This is a genomic window from Pseudomonas sp. E102 (assembly GCF_052660185.1).
Window position 1 is genome coordinate 3,346,302 of the sequence record NZ_CP084025.1, and the last position, 15,695, is coordinate 3,361,996.

The following is a 15,695-nucleotide window of genomic DNA, read 5'->3' on the forward strand; positions in this document are numbered from 1 at the left end:
TCACCTGTAGCGAAGCGTTGGAAATATAAGTCAAACTCCTTGACTGAAATTACCCCGCTCTTTCTGGAAACGTCAATATGCTTGACCTTAAAAACCCCACCTCCCAGCAAATGGCCATGGAAGCATTCTTCTTTGGTTACCAGGCTTTCACCGCCAAGGCCGATGAAATGCTCGAACGCCGGGGCTTGAGCCGAGTGCATCAGCGCATCGTCTTTTTCATCGCCCGTTACCCATCCTTGAGCGTCAAGGAGTTGCTGGCGCTGTTGGGCGTGACCAAACAGGCGTTGAACATGCCATTGCGGCAATTGATGGAAATGCATCTGGTCAACAGCGTCGCGTCCGAGGCCGACAAGCGCAAACGATTGTTGGAGCTGACCGCCGAGGGCCAGCGATTCGAACAGGCGCTGCGCCGCGAACAAGTGAAATTGCTGGAGCGGGTGTTTGCCGAGGCCGGGGAAGCGGCGGTGGATGGCTGGCTGGCGGTGAACCTAGCCTTGGGTAAATCTGGCGAGTGAAAGCGTTTGATCCAACGCTATCGCGAGCAAACTCGCTCCCACAGCGTTCAGCGGTGACCACAAATCTCGCATTCATCACAGCCCACTGTGGGAGCGAGCTCGCTCGCGATAGCGTCCGCACAAGGGATATATCCCTATCGCTCGAAATTTCGTCAACAAAACAGAAAACATTATTTGCTTTATTTGTATACAAAAGCATAATTCGCTTCGTGCGAGTTCCTGACCAACAAGTCAACTACTACGCCAGCCTTACCTGCCTCAATGCCTCGCCGCCACCCTCAGGGGGCGTGCGGTGCCGGAAATAACAATAAAACTCTTGAGGAGTACTCGCTGTGGAAAGCCGCAAACCCGAAGCCCAGACCTTGGATCTTTCGCCGCCATCACGCAGTGGCTGGCTGGAGCGCATCTTCAAACTCAGCTTGCATGGCACCACGGTGAAGACCGAGTTGATTGCCGGTGTGACGACTTTCATCACCATGGCCTACATCATTTTCGTCAACCCCAACATCATGGCCGACGCGGGCATCGATCATGGCGCCGCGTTCGTCGCCACCTGCATTGCCGCCGCCCTGGGTTGCCTGCTGATGGGCCTCTACGCGAACTGGCCGGTGGGCCTCGCGCCGGGCATGGGATTAAACGCCTTTTTCACTTACACCGTGGTCGGCACCATGGGCTACAACTGGGAAACCGCCTTGGGCGCGGTGTTTATTTCCGGCGTGCTGTTCATGTTCCTGACCTTGTCACGGGTGCGTGAATGGCTGCTCAACAGTATCCCGGTGAGCCTGCGCTACGCGATGGGCGCGGGGGTCGGGCTGTTTCTCGGGCTGATCGGCCTGAAAACCGCCGGCATCATCGTCGACAGCCCCGCCACGCTGATCAAGCTGGGCTCGCTGCATGAACCGGGACCGCTGCTGGCTGCCGTATGCTTCCTGATGATTGCCGTGCTGAGCTACCACCGCGTGTTCGGCGCGATCCTCATCAGCATCATCGCCGTGACCCTGGCCGGTTGGGGCCTGGGGCTGGTGCAATACAACGGCGTGATGTCCACGCCGCCCAGCCTGGCACCGACCTGGATGGCCATGGACGTGGCCGGTGTATTCAACGTCAGCATGATCAGCGTGGTGCTGGCTTTCCTGTTCGTACATATGTTCGATACCGCCGGGACGCTGATGGGCGTGGCCCAGCGCGCCGGCCTGGTGAAACCGGATGGCAAGATCGAAAACCTGTCCAAGGCGTTGAAGGCGGACAGCGCCTCCAGCGTGTTCGGCGCCATGGTCGGCGTGCCGCCCGTGACCAGCTACGTGGAAAGCGCCGCCGGAGTCGCGGCCGGTGGCCGCACGGGGCTTACCGCAGTCACGGTCGGTGTGCTGTTCATCGCCGCCATGTTCTTCGCGCCGCTGGCCGGGATGATCCCTGCTTATGCGACAGCCGGCGCCCTGATCTATGTCGCCATGCTGATGATGGGTGGCATGGCCCATATCGAATGGGACGAAGCGACCGACAGCATTCCAGCGATCGTCACCGCCATCATGATGCCTCTGACGTTCTCGGTCGCCGATGGCATCGCGCTCGGCTTCATCACTTACGTCGTGCTCAAGGCTGGCACCGGTAAACACAAGGAAATATCCGTCAGTCTCTGGGTGCTTTGTGCGATCTTTATCGCCAAGTTCATCTTCTTGTAAGCGGCACGAGCCTTACCCGCCTCACCCTGTCGGGTGGGGCTTTTGTACGTCAGGAGCAAAGCAATGAATCTGGAAACCTGGTTGTTGTTCAGTGGTGCCGCGTTGGTGGTAATCCTTATCCCCGGCCCGTTATCGTTACTGATGATCAGCAACAGCCTGAACTACGGCTTGCGCCGATCCTACCCGGCTTTCCTTGGTGGAGTGGTGGCATCGATCTGCTTGTTGAGTGCGTCGGCGCTGGGGCTCGGTGCCCTGTTGCTGGCGTCGGAGCAGTTGTTCAGCGCCTTGAAAATCGTCGGCGCGCTGTACCTGTTCTACCTCGCCTGGCAGAGCTGGCAGCAATCGCGCCAGCCTTCCCAGGGTGCCGAGGTACCGCAAGCCGCCCCCATTCCGCGTTTCCGCGCGCTGTTCGGCCGTGCGTTCGTACTCGGCGCGAGCAACCCGAAGGACATCCTTTTCTTCGCGGCATTCCTGCCGCAATTCCTGAGTGCCGAGCAGCCGTTCTTGCCGCAACTGCTGGTGATGATCGCCACTTGGACCGTGCTCGACCTGCTCTGCAAGCTGGCGTATGGCCTCGGTGCCCATGGCGCTGCCCGCTATCTGCGCACGGGCAAGGGCCAGAGCTGGTTCAACCGGGTCAGCGCCGGGTTGTTCAGCGGGGCCGGGGCGGCTTCCTTGCTGAGCCGCTGAGAAAAAAATCTTCCCGAGCAGGCTCGCTCCCACAGTTGAAACGCATTCGATTGTGGAAGCGAGCTTGCTCGCGATAAGGCCCTCGCCTATTTGATAGGCGAAAAAAAGCCCGCAGTGTGAGCGGGCTAAAAACCAAAGAAGCTCTATGCGCAGTCGCTTCCAGGGCAAGGCAGCTGCTTGGGGGCTCAGCTGCCTCGATAGGTTGAATAGGCGTAGGGCGAAATCAGCAACGGCACATGGTAATGCTCCTGCTCTTGCGAAATGCCAAAGCGCAGCACCACCACATCCAGGAATGCCGGCTCGGACAGTTGCACGCCACGGGCGCGGTAGTAATCGCCGGCGTTGAATTGGATCTGGTAAACGCCGCTGCGGTAGTCGTCTCCTTGCAGCAGTGGTGCGTCACAACGGCCATCGCTGTTGGTCACTGCACTGGCAACCCGTTGCAGTTCTGAACCTTCGACGCGATACAGTTCGATCTTGATCGCGCTGCCTGGACAGCCGTGTGCGGCATCTAAAACGTGTGTAGTCAGACGTCCCATCGATTGTGCATGCCCGGATGCGGAACAGCCAGGCACGGCGCCTCCTGAGTCAGTTGAAAGACAAGCCGCACCATTTCGAAGCACGAAAGATCACGGCAGTGAGCGAATTAAGACACTTTAAAGCTGAATTGTACACAATAAAAAACAGATATCTGCTTCACTTCGCCAACCACGGCAATCGTCATTTGTTTTTACCCCAACCCCGGGCATATAAGGGCTTATGCAACATTAGCTGACTGGGTAGGCAAGTTTCTTGCAGCGCCGATACGGCAACCTTGGCGGTAAAAAATGCAAAAAACAGGCTTACAAGTCGAAGGCAAAGTTGTATACAATCAGTCCATCGTCGTGACGCCAGCCCGATACCCATCGCCAGGGCGCCACCTACATGGTTCGAACAAGAAGGAAGACTGCAGTGAGCGCTGACTACCCACGCGACCTGATCGGTTACGGCAGTAACCCTCCCCATCCCCAATGGCCGGGCAATGCCCGCATCGCCCTCTCCTTCGTACTCAACTATGAGGAAGGTGGCGAGCGCAACGTGTTGCATGGCGACAAGGAGTCCGAAGCGTTCCTTTCGGAGATGGTCGCGGCGCAACCGCTGCAGGGCGAGCGCAACATGAGCATGGAGTCGCTGTACGAGTATGGCAGCCGCGCAGGGGTCTGGCGGATCCTCAAGCTGTTCAAGGAGTTCGATATACCACTGACCATCTTCGCCGTGGCCATGGCTGCCCAGCGTCATCCGGACGTGATTCGCGCGATGGTCGCCGCCGGCCACGAAATCTGCAGCCATGGCTATCGCTGGATCGATTACCAATATATGGACGAGGCCCAGGAACGCGAGCACATGCTCGAAGCGATCCGCATCCTCACCGAAATCACTGGCGAGCGTCCGCTGGGCTGGTACACCGGCCGCACCGGCCCGAACACCCGCCGGCTAGTGATGGAAGAAGGCGGCTTCCTCTACGACAGCGACACCTACGACGACGACCTGCCCTACTGGGAGCCAAACAACCCCACCGGCAAGGCGCACCTGGTCATCCCTTACACCCTGGACACCAATGACATGCGCTTCACCCAAGTGCAGGGTTTCAACAAGGGCGACGATTTCTTCCAGTACCTCAAGGACGCTTTCGACGTGTTGTATGCCGAAGGCGCCGAAGCGCCGAAGATGCTTTCCATCGGCCTGCATTGCCGCCTGATCGGCCGCCCCGCGCGCCTGGCCTCCCTCAAGCGTTTCCTCGAATACGTCAAGGGTCATGAGCAGGTGTGGTTCAGTCGCCGCGTCGACATCGCTCGCCATTGGCAGCAGACCCATCCGTATCAGGGAGCGTGCAAATGACCGCTTTCCAAACCCTCAAGCCTTCCACCTTGAGCCGCGAAGCGTTCGTCAAAGCCTTCGCTGACATTTACGAACATTCGCCATGGGTGGCCGAAAAGGCCTTCGACCTGGGGCAGGACCCTTCGATCGACGAGATCGAGACCCTGCACCAGCGCATGAGCGACATCCTGTTGAGTGCCGATCACGACAGCCAACTGGCCCTGATCAACGCTCACCCGGACCTGGCCGGCAAAGCCGCCGTCCAGGGACAACTGACCGAAGCCAGCACCAACGAACAGGCTGGCGCCGGTATCCACCAATGCACGGCCGAAGAGTTCCAGCGCTTCACCGAGCTGAACGAGGCCTATAAAGCCAAGTTCAAGTTTCCCTTCATCATGGCGGTAAAAGGCAGCAACCGGCACCAGATCCTCGCCGCGTTCGAGACGCGCATCCACCACTCGGCAGACGCCGAATTCAAATGCGCGCTGGCAGAGATCAACAAGATCGCGTTGTTCCGATTACTGACCCTTTAGCGAGCGGCTCCTGAAGACAGGTCCTGCAAGCATCCCCAGCCAACTTATCAAAGGCAGACAAGAAGAATGAAAGCTTACGCCGTACCGTTCGAAAAGTTCGTCAACCTGGCCGACGCCCGTCTGGGCACCAAGATCATCTCGGTCACCGACGACTGGTTCGCCGACGCCAACCGCCTGTTCCAGCCGACCCCGGCCGTGTGGAAGGAGGGCGTGTTCGATGACAACGGCAAGTGGATGGATGGCTGGGAGTCGCGCCGCAAGCGCTTCGAAGGCTACGACAGCGCGGTGATCCGCCTGGGCGTGCCGGGCTCGATCAAGGGCGTGGACATCGACACTTCATTCTTCACCGGCAACTACCCGCCATCGGCTTCCCTGGAAGCCTGCTTCCTGGCCGAAGGCGAGCCGGACGAAACCACCCAGTGGACTGAAGTGCTGTCGGCCGTCGAGCTGCAAGGCAACAGCCACCACTACCACGAAATCAGCAACGAGCAAGCCTTCAGCCATCTGCGCTTCAACATTTATCCGGATGGCGGCGTGGCTCGCCTGCGGGTCTATGGTGTTCCGTATCGCGACTGGTCCGCCGTGGGCGACAACGAACAGATCGACCTGGCCGCCGCCCTCAATGGCGGGCGCGCCCTGGCCTGCTCCGACGAGCACTTCGGCCGCATGAGCAACATTCTCAACCCGGGCCGCGGCATCAACATGGGCGATGGCTGGGAAACCGCCCGTCGTCGCACGCCTGGCAATGACTGGGTAATCGTCGCCCTGGGCCATGCCGGTATCGTTGAACAAGTTGTCGTCGACACCCTGCACTTCAAGGGCAATTACCCGGACAGCTGCTCGATCCAGGGCGCGTTCGTCAAAGGTGGCACCGACAGCCAGATCGAAACCCAATCGCTGTTCTGGCGCGAGCTGCTGCCGAGCCAGAAGCTGGAAATGCACGCCGAACACACCTTCGCCGAACAGATCAAGGCGCTGGGGCCAATCACCCATATCCGCCTGAACGTGTTCCCGGATGGTGGCGTGAGTCGCCTGCGGGTGCTTGGCAAGGTCGCTAAATAGCGGTGAAGCCAATCGCGAGCAGGGCTCGCTCCCACAGGGTAGGCGGTCAAATGTGGGAGCGAGCCTGCTCGCGATAGCAATAGAACAGACAACAATGAATTCAAGGTAAAGAAGACCAGCATGCGCACTCTCAAGATCGAACCATTGACCAAAGAAGCCTTCGCCCCGTTCGGTGACGTGATCGAAACCGACGGCAGCGATCACTTCATGATCAACAACGGTTCGACCATGCGCTTTCATCGCCTGGCGACGGTGGAAACCGCCACGCCGGACGACAAGGCGATCATCAGCATCTTCCGCGCCGACGCGCTGGAGATGCCACTGACCGTGCGCATGCTGGAGCGCCATCCGCTGGGCAGCCAGGCCTTCATTCCGCTGCTCGGCAACCCCTTTCTGATCGTGGTCGCGCCACTTGGCGATGCACCTGTATCAGGCTTGGTCCGCGCCTTCGTCACCAACGGCAGGCAGGGCATCAATTACCATCGCGGCGTCTGGCACCACCCGGTGCTGACGATCGAAAAGCGGGATGACTTCCTGGTGGTTGATCGCAGTGGCACAGGCAACAACTGCGATGAGCATTTTTTCAAAGAGGATGAGTTTTTGATCCTCGCCCCCCACCAATAAGAGAAGGTCCGATCACGCGAAAACAAGCGTGACGGGCGAGAGGTAAAGACTGTGGAAGCACATATGCTGGAATGGCTGAACCTGAGCATTCGCTGGGTTCATATGATCACTGGCGTAGCCTGGATCGGCGCGTCGTTCTACTTCGTCTGGCTGGAAAACAACCTCAATCGCGTCAACCCCAAGAGCGGCCTGGCCGGCGACTTGTGGGCCATCCACGGTGGCGGTATCTATCACCTGGAAAAATACAAACTCGCACCACCGGCCATGCCGGACAACCTGCACTGGTTCAAGTGGGAAGCCTACTTCACCTGGATGTCGGGCATCGCGCTGTTGTGCGTGGTGTTCTATTGGAACCCGACCGTCTACCTGCTGGCTCCCGGCAGCAGCCTGAGCGGCCCTGAAGGCGTCGCCCTGGGCCTCGGCTCGTTGTTGGTCGGCTGGTTCATCTATTCCTTTCTCTGCGATTCGGCCCTGGGCAAGCGCCCCGCCCTGCTCGGCCTGATTCTGTTCGTGCTGTTGATCGCCGCGGCCTATGGCTTCAGCAAGGTGTTCAGCGGTCGCGGCGCCTACCTGCATGTCGGTGCCGTCATCGGTACGATCATGGTCGGCAACGTGTTCCGCATCATCATGCCGGCCCAGCGTGCGCTGGTGGCGGCTATCGCCGAGAACCGCACCCCCGACCCGGCGCTGCCGGCCAAAGGCTTGTTGCGTTCGCGCCACAACAACTACTTCACCCTGCCGGTGCTGTTCATCATGATCAGCAACCACTTCCCAAGCACCTACGGCAGCCAATACAACTGGCTGATCCTGGCGGGTATCGCAGTGGCGGCGGTGTTGGTGCGGCATTACTTCAACACGCGTCATGACAGCAATCGGTTTGCCTGGACGTTGCCGGTGGGCGCCTTGGCGATGATCTGCCTGGCTTATGTCACCGGTCCCAAGCCGATGCCTGGCGCGCCGGAAGTCGCGAAGGTGCCCGGCGTGATCGAGTATCAGCCACTGCCGGAGACGGCGGTGGGCGGCGGCGCCAAACCCGCAGTACCAGCGCAGGCGCCCGCGCCTGCCCAGGCTGCCAATGCCCAGGGCCCGTCATTCGATAAAGTCCACAGCGTGATCCAGGAACGCTGCTCGGTCTGCCATTCGGCCAACCCCACCAGCCCGCTGTTCAGCGCGGCGCCGGGCGGGGTGATGTTCGATACGCCACAGCAGATCCAGCAAGAAGCCGCGCGCATCCAGGCCCAGGCCGTGACCACCCAGATCATGCCACTGGGCAATATCACCCAGATGACCCAGCAGGAGCGCGATCTGATTGGCGCCTGGATCACCCAAGGTGCACGGACCAACTAGTCCACCCGAGCAAGCCTCGATCCACAGCAATACCGCTAACGGGCAGACCGGCACACGCCGGTCGCCCGTCAGCGGCCGCCTGCGCCTCAACAATAACAACAAGAGGAAAGCACCCCATGCACACTTTCCACACTCACGCCCCGCATCCGTTGCCCATGCGCTGTCGCAACGCACTTGAGCCCCTCCATGCAAGCCCGTATCCTGCGCGGCCGTTCGAATCCGGACGTCTCCAAATAACAATCGGATCCTGACCGACGCCGCTGTTTTCAGCTCTTGTCACAAACAAAAAGCTGACCGAACGGATGTTTATCCGTAGAAAAAGCGCCACACCAGAGCGCTGACGACAAGAAACGCGATACCACTTACCTTTGGGAGCAAACCGAATGAAACGCACGTGCACCAATCTGATCGTTGCGGGATCTTTGTTGGCAGGGGGACAGGCCGTGGCAGGCGACCTGCTCCAATGGCAGAGCAACAGCCTGAGCTACCTGTATGGCAAGGATTTCCAGATCAACCCACGCATCCAGCAGACCGTGACGTTCGAGCATGCCGATGCGTGGAAATACGGCGACAACTTTTTCTTCCTCGACCGGATCTTCTACAACGGCCAGGACGACAGCCAGTCCGGCCCGAATACCTATTACGGCGAGTTCAGCCCACGCTTGTCGTTCGGCAAGATTTTTGACCAGAAGCTCGAACTGGGTCCGATCAAGGACGTGCTGCTGGCGATGACCTATGAGTTTGGCGAAGGCGACAACGAGTCTTACCTGATCGGCCCGGGTTTCGACCTGGCCATTCCCGGTTTCGATTATTTCCAGCTGAACTTCTACAACCGCCAGACCGAAGGCTCGCGTGCCGGCGACAACGTCTGGCAGATCACACCGGCCTGGGCCTACACCGTGCCCGTGGGGTCGTCCGATATCCTGATCGATGGTTTCATCGACTGGGTCGTGGACAACGACACCAACTCAAAGGGCACCTACCACGCCAACCTGCACATCGTCCCGCAGATCAAATATGACTTGGGCAAGGCCTTGAAACTGGGCGCCAAGCAACTGTATGTCGGTGTGGAATACGACTACTGGAAAAACAAATACGCGATCGAAGACAGCGGTAGTTTCAAGACCAACCAGAGCAATACCAGTTTCTTGCTGAAGTATCATTTCTGATTTACACACATAGAAGGTTCCATTGTGGGAGCGAGCTTGCTCGCGATGGCGGTGGGTCAGCCTGCCCAGATGCTGGATGTGCCGCCCTCATCGCGAGCAAGCTCGCTCCCACATGGGCTGCTTGCCAACCGCAGGTTTGGCATCAACTGCAAATCCCTGTGGGGTCGAGCCTGCTCCGGGCGGCGATCCGACGAAAGCGGTGGATCTGCTTGCATCACTCCTGAGCCAAGCCCAGGAACCGGCTCAACGCCTCACGCTGCGCCAACGCATCCTGGCGCCCCAGCTCGATCAGCTCGCCGCAGTACCCCGCCTCGAACAGCAGATAGCTCAACACCCCAGCCCCGCTGGTCTTGGTCGCGCCCGGCCCGCGCAGGAACACCCGCAACGCACGGGGCAGTTCCTGGCGATGACGGGCGGCGATCTCGTCGATCGGTTGGCTTGGCGAAATCACCAACACCTCCACCGGTGCCGCACCGAGGGTATGGGCAGGCACGCCCTCGGGCAGGAGGTGACTGAACTGGTTGAGGCGCCCAAGCAACTCGATGTCGCTTTCCAGGCTGTCGATGAACGTGCTGTTGAGCATGTGTCCGCCGATCTGCGCCAGGGTGGGTTGCTGGCCGGTGTAGCTGCGCTCCTGGGGCGTTTGCCCACCCGCGCCGCGGGGGTTGCCACTGACGCCGATGACCAACACACGATTGGCTCCCAGGTGCAGGGCTGGACTGATCGGCGCCGATTGGCGCACCGCGCCGTCGCCGAAGTACTGGGGGCCGATCTTGACCGGTGCGAACAGCAAGGGGATCGCGGAACTGGCCAGCAGATGCTCCACCGACAACTGCGTCGGGACACCGATGCGCCGGTGCCGCAACCAGGCATCTATAGTGCCGCGACCTTGATAGAACGTCACCGCCTGTCCGGACTCGTAGCCGAACGCGGTCACCGCCACCGCTCGCAGCTGGTGCTCGGCGATCGCCTGCTCGATACCCGACGCATGGAATTGTGCCCGGAGCAATTCGCGCAACGGTGAACTGTCGACCAGCGCCACCGGCAACTTGGCCCCCAGGCCCAACAGGCTGTGCGTGATGAAACGCGTCGCCTGGACGAGCACGCCACGCCAATCGCTGCGCATCACCTGGTGGCTGCGCACCGCTTGCCAGAACGCCGTCAGCCGCTCGATGGCGCTTTTGAAATCCATCGCACCGCTTGCCAGGCTGACCGCGTTGATCGCGCCAGCCGACGTGCCGACGATCACCGGGAACGGGTTGTCTGCGCCGTCTGGCAATAACTCGGCGATGGCCGCCAATACGCCCACCTGATATGCCGCTCGAGCCCCGCCGCCGGAAAGAATCAAACCTGTTACCGGTTCAGCTGGGGTCATCGCGATGCTCCGTGCTCAGTCAATTAGGCTACATTTCAACCGCGTTTTTCGTACAACTTCGGCTCACCCGGCGGACGGGTCTTGAAGCGCCGATGGGCCCAGAGATATTGCCCGGGGCATTGGCTGACCGATTTTTCTACCCACTGGTTGATGCGAATGCAATCGGCTTCCTCGGTCTCCCCCGGAAAATCCTCCAGCGGCGCCTGGATCACCAGTCGATAGCCGCTGCCATCAGCCAGGCGCTCCTGGACGAACGGCACGACCAGTGCCTTGCCCAAGCGCGCAAATTTGCTGGTGGCGGTGACCGTCGCCGCCTGGATGCCGAACAATGGCACGAATACACTTTGCTTGGCGCCGTAGTCCTGGTCCGGTGCATACCAGATCGCCCGGCCCGCGCGCAGCAACTTGAGCATGCCGCGCACATCATCGCGTTCCACCGCGAGGGAATCGAGGTTGTGCCGTTCGCGACCGCGGCGCTGGATATAGTCGAACAACGGGTTCTTGTGCTCGCGGTACATGCCATCGATGGTGTGCTGTTGGCCCAACAACGCCGCGCCGATTTCCAGCGTGGTGAAATGCAGCGCCATCAGGATCACACCCCGGCCCTCGCGCTGGGCCTGCTTGAGATGCTCCAACCCTTCGACATGGGCCAGCTTCGCCAGGCGCGAACGCGACCACCACCAGCTCATGGCCATTTCGAAGAACGCGATGCCGGTGGAGGCGAAGTTTTCCTTGAGCAAGCGCTTGCGCTCAGCGGCGGACTTCTCGGGAAAACACAGTTCCAGGTTGCGACTGGCGATGCGCCGCCGGTCGCCGGCCACCCGGTACATCAGCGCGCCCAGCGCCCGGCCGATCCGCAGCAGCAACGGATACGGCAACTGAACGATCAGCCACAACAGCCCCAGGCCGCACCACAGCAGCCAGAAACGCGGATGAAAAAATGCAGCTCGAAGACGCGGGCGATCCATTACAGCTTCCACAAAGACTTGGGCCGCGCATTCTACATTGTTCGACCCGGGTTGCGGCTGACGGGCGATCTCGTTATAAGTCTCGGCACTTTTAGTGACAAGTCGTTGTACGCCGACCATGAGCCAAACCGAACCGCTAGACCAAGATCCCGTGTTCCAGCTGAAGGGCAGCATGCTCGCCATTACGGTGCTGGAACTGGCCCGTAACGACCTGGAAGGTCTTGACCGGCAGTTGGCGGCGAAAGTCGCCCAGGCCCCGAATTTTTTCAGCAATGCCCCCCTGGTACTGGCACTGGACAAGCTGCCTGCCGGCGAAGGTTCAGTGGACTTGCCTGGCCTGATGCGCGTCTGCCGCCAACATGGCCTGCGCACGCTGGCGATCCGCGCCAGCCGCATCGAAGACATCGCCGCCGCCATCGCCATTGACATCCCGGTGTTACCGCCTTCCGGTGCTCGTGAGCGGGTGCTGGAACTGAGCCCGGCCGAACCGAAGAAACCCGAGAAACCAGCAGAGCCCACCGTCAAGCCAACCCGTGTGATCACCACGCCGGTACGCGGCGGACAGCAGATTTATGCTCAGGGTGGCGATCTGGTCGTCGTGTCCTCGGTCAGTCCGGGCGCGGAACTTCTGGCCGATGGCAACATCCATGTATACGGCCCGATGCGCGGCCGTGCGCTGGCCGGTGTCAAGGGCGACACCAAGGCAAGGATCTTCTGTCAGCAGTTGAGCGCCGAACTGGTCTCCATCGCCGGGCATTACAAGGTTTCCGAGGATTTGCGTCGCGACCCGTTGTGGGGGGCTGGCGTCCAGGTCAGCCTGTCGGGCGACGTGTTGAACATCATTCGGCTTTAACGGATACTGCCGCATTTTCCAAGCATCTCTAAAACGTAGCGAAAACAGCTTAACGACGTAGGAAAAAGGATCAGGCAGTGTTTACCAGAAGTAGACCCGGCCCAATGTCCTATTCCAGCCAAGCCTGTGCAGTTGCAGCAGTTTTCCAGAGATGTTTTTCAGGGGCTGACAAAGTCCTTTTTCCTTAGGGGTGAAACACCTTGGCCAAGATTCTCGTGGTTACATCCGGCAAGGGTGGTGTGGGTAAGACCACCACCAGCGCCGCTATCGGTACCGGCCTCGCCTTGCGCGGCCACAAAACAGTCATCGTCGACTTCGACGTCGGCCTGCGTAACCTCGACCTGATCATGGGTTGCGAGCGTCGCGTGGTCTATGACTTCGTCAACGTGGTCAATGGCGAAGCGAACCTGCAACAAGCCCTGATCAAGGACAAGCGCCTTGAGAACCTGTACGTGCTGGCCGCGAGCCAGACCCGCGACAAAGACGCGCTGACCCAGGAAGGCGTGGAAAAGGTGCTGATGCAGCTCAAGGAAGACTTCGAATTCGTGGTCTGCGACTCCCCGGCCGGTATCGAAAAAGGTGCCCACCTGGCCATGTACTTCGCTGACGAAGCGATCGTCGTGACCAACCCGGAAGTGTCGTCGGTGCGTGACTCCGACCGCATGCTGGGCCTTCTGGCGAGCAAGTCCCGTCGCGCCGAGCAGGGCGAAGAGCCGATCAAGGAACACTTGCTTCTGACCCGCTACAACCCTCAGCGCGTCAGCGACGGCGAAATGCTCGGCGTCGAGGACGTCAAGGAAATCCTGGCGGTCACCCTGCTGGGCGTGATTCCAGAATCCCAAGCGGTACTCAAGGCCTCGAACTCCGGCGTGCCGGTCATTCTTGACGACCAGAGCGACGCTGGCCAGGCGTACAGCGATGCAGTCGATCGTCTACTGGGCAAAACCGTCGAACATCGATTCCTCGACGTCACGAAGAAAGGTTTCTTCGAGCGCCTGTTTGGAGGTAGGTAATGAACCTTTTTGACTTCTTTCGTGCCAACAAAAAGCCAAGTACCGCCTCGGTCGCGAAAGAGCGTCTACAGATCATCGTGGCGCACGAACGCGGCCAACGCAGCACCCCTGATTACCTGCCGGTCTTGCAGAAGGAACTGGTGGAAGTGATCCGCAAATACGTCAACATCGGCAACGATGACGTGCATGTGGCGCTCGAAAGCCAGGGCAGCTGCTCGATTCTGGAACTCAATATCACCCTGCCGGATCGCTGATCGACCCTGCGGGAGCCACGGCGGCTCGGGCCCTCTCCTCTCCCCCTGGGATTGGAGAAGGGCCCGAGCCGCCGTTGCCGTTTGTTACGAGACTGTTTAATGCCCCTGTCCAACATCCGCATCCTCCACCAGGACGCCGCCGTACTCGTGGTCGACAAGCCGACCCTGCTCCTGTCCGTGCCTGGCCGGGCGGACGACAATAAAGATTGCCTGATCACTCGCCTGCAGGAAAACGGCTATCCGGAAGCGCGAATCGTGCACCGGCTCGACTGGGAAACCTCCGGCATCATCCTGCTGGCCCGCGATCCGGATACCCATCGCGAACTGTCCCGCCAGTTTCATGACCGCGAAACCGAAAAAGCCTACACCGCGTTGTGCTGGGGCCAGCCCGAGCTGGACAGTGGCAGCATCGATCTGCCCTTGCGCTACGACCCACCGACCAAGCCCCGTCACGTCGTGGACCATGAGCACGGCAAGCATGCCCTGACGTTCTGGCGTGTACTCGAACGTTGCGGCGACTGGTGTCGGGTCGAACTGACGCCTATCACCGGACGCTCACATCAGTTGCGCGTGCACATGCTGTCCATCGGTCATCCGTTGCTGGGCGACGGACTCTATGCCCATCCGCAGGCATTGGCGGCCTGGCCGCGCCTGTGCCTGCACGCCAGCATGCTCAGCTTTACCCATCCGCAAAGCGGCGAGCGCTTGCGTTTCGAGTGCCCGGCACCGTTCTGAACAAGGGATCAAACGAAGTCGAGCCTTCTGGCGATACGCGCCAGAGGCCTCGACCGGGACACCGTGTGTAGGAAAAGTCTTCACATTCAATGGAATATGCTTAAGATGGTGGCATTTAGCCAAGGCCAGGACGCCCGTGCCAGATTCTCCACCGCTTCAGCAGGACTACCGTTATACCTTCCGCTTCTTGAATACGGATTTACATCTACGGGACGAACCTTGTCATCGCACCGAGCAAGCGCTGCGCCAGCTCATCATCAATCGCCGCAAGCGCGCGGTGACCAGGGCGACGGCAATCATTGCGGGCAGCAAACAGGCTTTGTTTGCCAAGGTCAAGCGCCTGGGCAGTTGGCGAAGCAAAGTACGCGTCACATTGGGCGCCCCCCAGCGCAACGGGCGCTTTGACTGGCCACTGGAAGAGCTGCAGAACACGCTGCTGGCCCAGCATCGCGGCGTCCGGATGCCGACGCTCCAGGGGTTTGGCTACACCAGGAGTGGATTAGGCCTGGCCCAGGATTACTTCCTGATCACCGAGTTGCTGGAGGATTACACCGACGGCGCAAAATGGCTGGCGGAACATCCCGGACAGATTGAAATATTCACCCACAAAGCCTTCGAACTGCTGGATTCCCTGACAAGCAGGAACATAAGCCACATGGATTTCTGGGCTGGCAATCTCATGCACCCGGCTGATCCACAACGTCCGCTGATGGCGATCGATTTCGAGAACTGTTTTTCCCGGCCGACGCCGTTTCACAGCGAAACACTCGGCTTCCAGCTCGGGTTCCTGTACCACCGTGAAATCTACCGGTACATCACCGAAGCACGGTACGACAGCCTGGTCGAGGAATACCTCGATCGCAAGCCAACGGTCTCGATGGAAAACTTCAACAAGGTGTATCAGGTCAGCAAGCACTGCCACCTGGGCCGCAAGGAGCGCCGAGAAGTGTTCCTTCAAGGCCGGCTCCTGCTTGACTGAGCCACTCGGGGCGCGGCATTGGCCCTGCTATGTCGCTGC

The 15,695-nt window shown here is 60.0% G+C and carries 17 protein-coding genes; 14 read left to right on the forward strand and 3 right to left on the reverse strand.

Annotated elements, in window-relative coordinates; genetic code table 11:
- Positions 1–77: 77 nt before the first annotated feature.
- The 3 genes from DOCECA_RS15250 to DOCECA_RS15260 all read left to right on the forward strand — a co-directional run bounded on the left by DOCECA_RS15250 (position 78) and on the right by DOCECA_RS15260 (position 2,887).
- Positions 78–515, forward strand: a complete 438-nt coding sequence (locus DOCECA_RS15250) for a MarR family winged helix-turn-helix transcriptional regulator (RefSeq protein ID WP_420766969.1) — start codon at positions 78–80, stop codon at positions 513–515.
- A 332-nt stretch (positions 516–847) separates the two neighbouring features.
- Positions 848–2,197, forward strand: a complete 1,350-nt coding sequence (locus DOCECA_RS15255; RefSeq protein WP_434560115.1) for an NCS2 family permease — start codon at positions 848–850, stop codon at positions 2,195–2,197.
- A gap of 63 nt (positions 2,198–2,260) precedes the next feature.
- A complete protein-coding gene (locus DOCECA_RS15260) occupies positions 2,261–2,887 on the forward strand; it encodes a LysE family translocator (RefSeq protein WP_420766971.1) in 627 nt (208 codons plus the stop codon).
- A 185-nt stretch (positions 2,888–3,072) separates the two neighbouring features.
- Here DOCECA_RS15260 and uraH read toward each other — a convergent pair whose 3' ends face one another.
- Positions 3,073–3,426: a hydroxyisourate hydrolase gene (uraH, locus tag DOCECA_RS15265; RefSeq protein WP_445570757.1), complete on the reverse strand. Its 354-nt coding sequence runs from the start codon at positions 3,424–3,426 to the stop codon at positions 3,073–3,075.
- Positions 3,427–3,838: 412 nt separating this feature from the next.
- Between uraH and puuE the strand changes: the two genes are divergently transcribed.
- From puuE to DOCECA_RS15295, 6 genes are all read left to right on the forward strand, one after another.
- Positions 3,839–4,765, forward strand: a complete 927-nt coding sequence (gene puuE, locus DOCECA_RS15270) for an allantoinase PuuE (protein WP_434676016.1) — start codon at positions 3,839–3,841, stop codon at positions 4,763–4,765.
- Complete coding sequence (gene uraD, locus DOCECA_RS15275; RefSeq protein ID WP_445570758.1) at positions 4,762–5,277, forward strand: 2-oxo-4-hydroxy-4-carboxy-5-ureidoimidazoline decarboxylase; 516 nt, start codon at positions 4,762–4,764, stop codon at positions 5,275–5,277. Before puuE ends, uraD begins: the two co-directional genes overlap by 4 nt.
- Before the next feature lie 66 nt (positions 5,278–5,343).
- Entirely contained in the window at positions 5,344–6,339 is a 996-nt protein-coding gene (gene alc / locus DOCECA_RS15280; protein ID WP_434648628.1) for an allantoicase, read from the forward strand.
- 120 nt (positions 6,340–6,459) lie between these two features.
- The gene (locus tag DOCECA_RS15285; RefSeq protein ID WP_025214983.1) at positions 6,460–6,963 is read left to right on the forward strand and encodes an ureidoglycolate lyase; all 504 of its coding nucleotides are present in this window, start codon (positions 6,460–6,462) and stop codon (positions 6,961–6,963) included.
- Positions 6,964–7,014: 51 nt separating this feature from the next.
- A complete protein-coding gene (locus DOCECA_RS15290) occupies positions 7,015–8,310 on the forward strand; it encodes a urate hydroxylase PuuD (protein ID WP_445570759.1) in 1,296 nt (431 codons plus the stop codon).
- Positions 8,311–8,693: 383 nt separating this feature from the next.
- The gene (locus DOCECA_RS15295) at positions 8,694–9,479 is read left to right on the forward strand and encodes an outer membrane protein OmpK (RefSeq protein WP_434560121.1); all 786 of its coding nucleotides are present in this window, start codon (positions 8,694–8,696) and stop codon (positions 9,477–9,479) included.
- A gap of 214 nt (positions 9,480–9,693) precedes the next feature.
- Here DOCECA_RS15295 and DOCECA_RS15300 read toward each other — a convergent pair whose 3' ends face one another.
- Together DOCECA_RS15300 and DOCECA_RS15305 are read right to left on the reverse strand one after the other, a co-directional pair.
- A complete protein-coding gene (locus tag DOCECA_RS15300) occupies positions 9,694–10,854 on the reverse strand; it encodes a patatin-like phospholipase family protein (RefSeq protein ID WP_420766978.1) in 1,161 nt (386 codons plus the stop codon).
- 35 nt (positions 10,855–10,889) lie between these two features.
- Entirely contained in the window at positions 10,890–11,822 is a 933-nt protein-coding gene (locus DOCECA_RS15305; RefSeq protein WP_420766979.1) for a lipid A biosynthesis lauroyl acyltransferase, read from the reverse strand.
- 118 nt (positions 11,823–11,940) lie between these two features.
- Here DOCECA_RS15305 and minC point away from each other — a divergent pair, with 118 nt between their 5' ends.
- The 5 genes from minC to DOCECA_RS15330 all read left to right on the forward strand — a co-directional run bounded on the left by minC (position 11,941) and on the right by DOCECA_RS15330 (position 15,656).
- Positions 11,941–12,675 (forward strand): septum site-determining protein MinC, encoded by a 735-nt coding sequence (gene minC / locus DOCECA_RS15310; RefSeq protein ID WP_420766980.1) that lies wholly within the window; start codon positions 11,941–11,943, stop codon positions 12,673–12,675.
- A gap of 200 nt (positions 12,676–12,875) precedes the next feature.
- Positions 12,876–13,688: a septum site-determining protein MinD gene (gene minD, locus DOCECA_RS15315; RefSeq protein WP_025214989.1), complete on the forward strand. Its 813-nt coding sequence runs from the start codon at positions 12,876–12,878 to the stop codon at positions 13,686–13,688.
- Positions 13,688–13,942, forward strand: coding sequence for a cell division topological specificity factor MinE (gene minE / locus DOCECA_RS15320; protein WP_445570760.1), 255 nt, complete (start codon positions 13,688–13,690; stop codon positions 13,940–13,942). The genes minD and minE overlap by 1 nt, the downstream gene beginning before the upstream one ends.
- Before the next feature lie 99 nt (positions 13,943–14,041).
- On the forward strand, positions 14,042–14,677 hold the full coding sequence (locus DOCECA_RS15325; protein WP_420766981.1) for an RluA family pseudouridine synthase: 636 nt from the start codon (positions 14,042–14,044) through the stop codon (positions 14,675–14,677).
- A 136-nt stretch (positions 14,678–14,813) separates the two neighbouring features.
- Complete coding sequence (locus tag DOCECA_RS15330; protein ID WP_445570761.1) at positions 14,814–15,656, forward strand: hypothetical protein; 843 nt, start codon at positions 14,814–14,816, stop codon at positions 15,654–15,656.
- Positions 15,657–15,695 lie beyond the last annotated feature (39 nt).

Coding starts and splice junctions, on each gene's coding strand:
- DOCECA_RS15250 (WP_420766969.1), top strand. CDS start 78: ATGCTTGACCTTAAAAACCCCACCTCCCAGCAAATGGCCATGGAAGCA.
- DOCECA_RS15260 (WP_420766971.1), top strand. CDS start 2,261: ATGAATCTGGAAACCTGGTTGTTGTTCAGTGGTGCCGCGTTGGTGGTA.
- uraH (WP_445570757.1), bottom strand. CDS start 3,426: ATGGGACGTCTGACTACACACGTTTTAGATGCCGCACACGGCTGTCCA.
- uraD (WP_445570758.1), top strand. CDS start 4,762: ATGACCGCTTTCCAAACCCTCAAGCCTTCCACCTTGAGCCGCGAAGCG.
- alc (WP_434648628.1), top strand. CDS start 5,344: ATGAAAGCTTACGCCGTACCGTTCGAAAAGTTCGTCAACCTGGCCGAC.
- DOCECA_RS15285 (WP_025214983.1), top strand. CDS start 6,460: ATGCGCACTCTCAAGATCGAACCATTGACCAAAGAAGCCTTCGCCCCG.
- DOCECA_RS15295 (WP_434560121.1), top strand. CDS start 8,694: ATGAAACGCACGTGCACCAATCTGATCGTTGCGGGATCTTTGTTGGCA.
- DOCECA_RS15300 (WP_420766978.1), bottom strand. CDS start 10,854: ATGACCCCAGCTGAACCGGTAACAGGTTTGATTCTTTCCGGCGGCGGG.
- DOCECA_RS15305 (WP_420766979.1), bottom strand. CDS start 11,822: ATGGATCGCCCGCGTCTTCGAGCTGCATTTTTTCATCCGCGTTTCTGG.
- minC (WP_420766980.1), top strand. CDS start 11,941: ATGAGCCAAACCGAACCGCTAGACCAAGATCCCGTGTTCCAGCTGAAG.
- minE (WP_445570760.1), top strand. CDS start 13,688: ATGAACCTTTTTGACTTCTTTCGTGCCAACAAAAAGCCAAGTACCGCC.
- DOCECA_RS15325 (WP_420766981.1), top strand. CDS start 14,042: ATGCCCCTGTCCAACATCCGCATCCTCCACCAGGACGCCGCCGTACTC.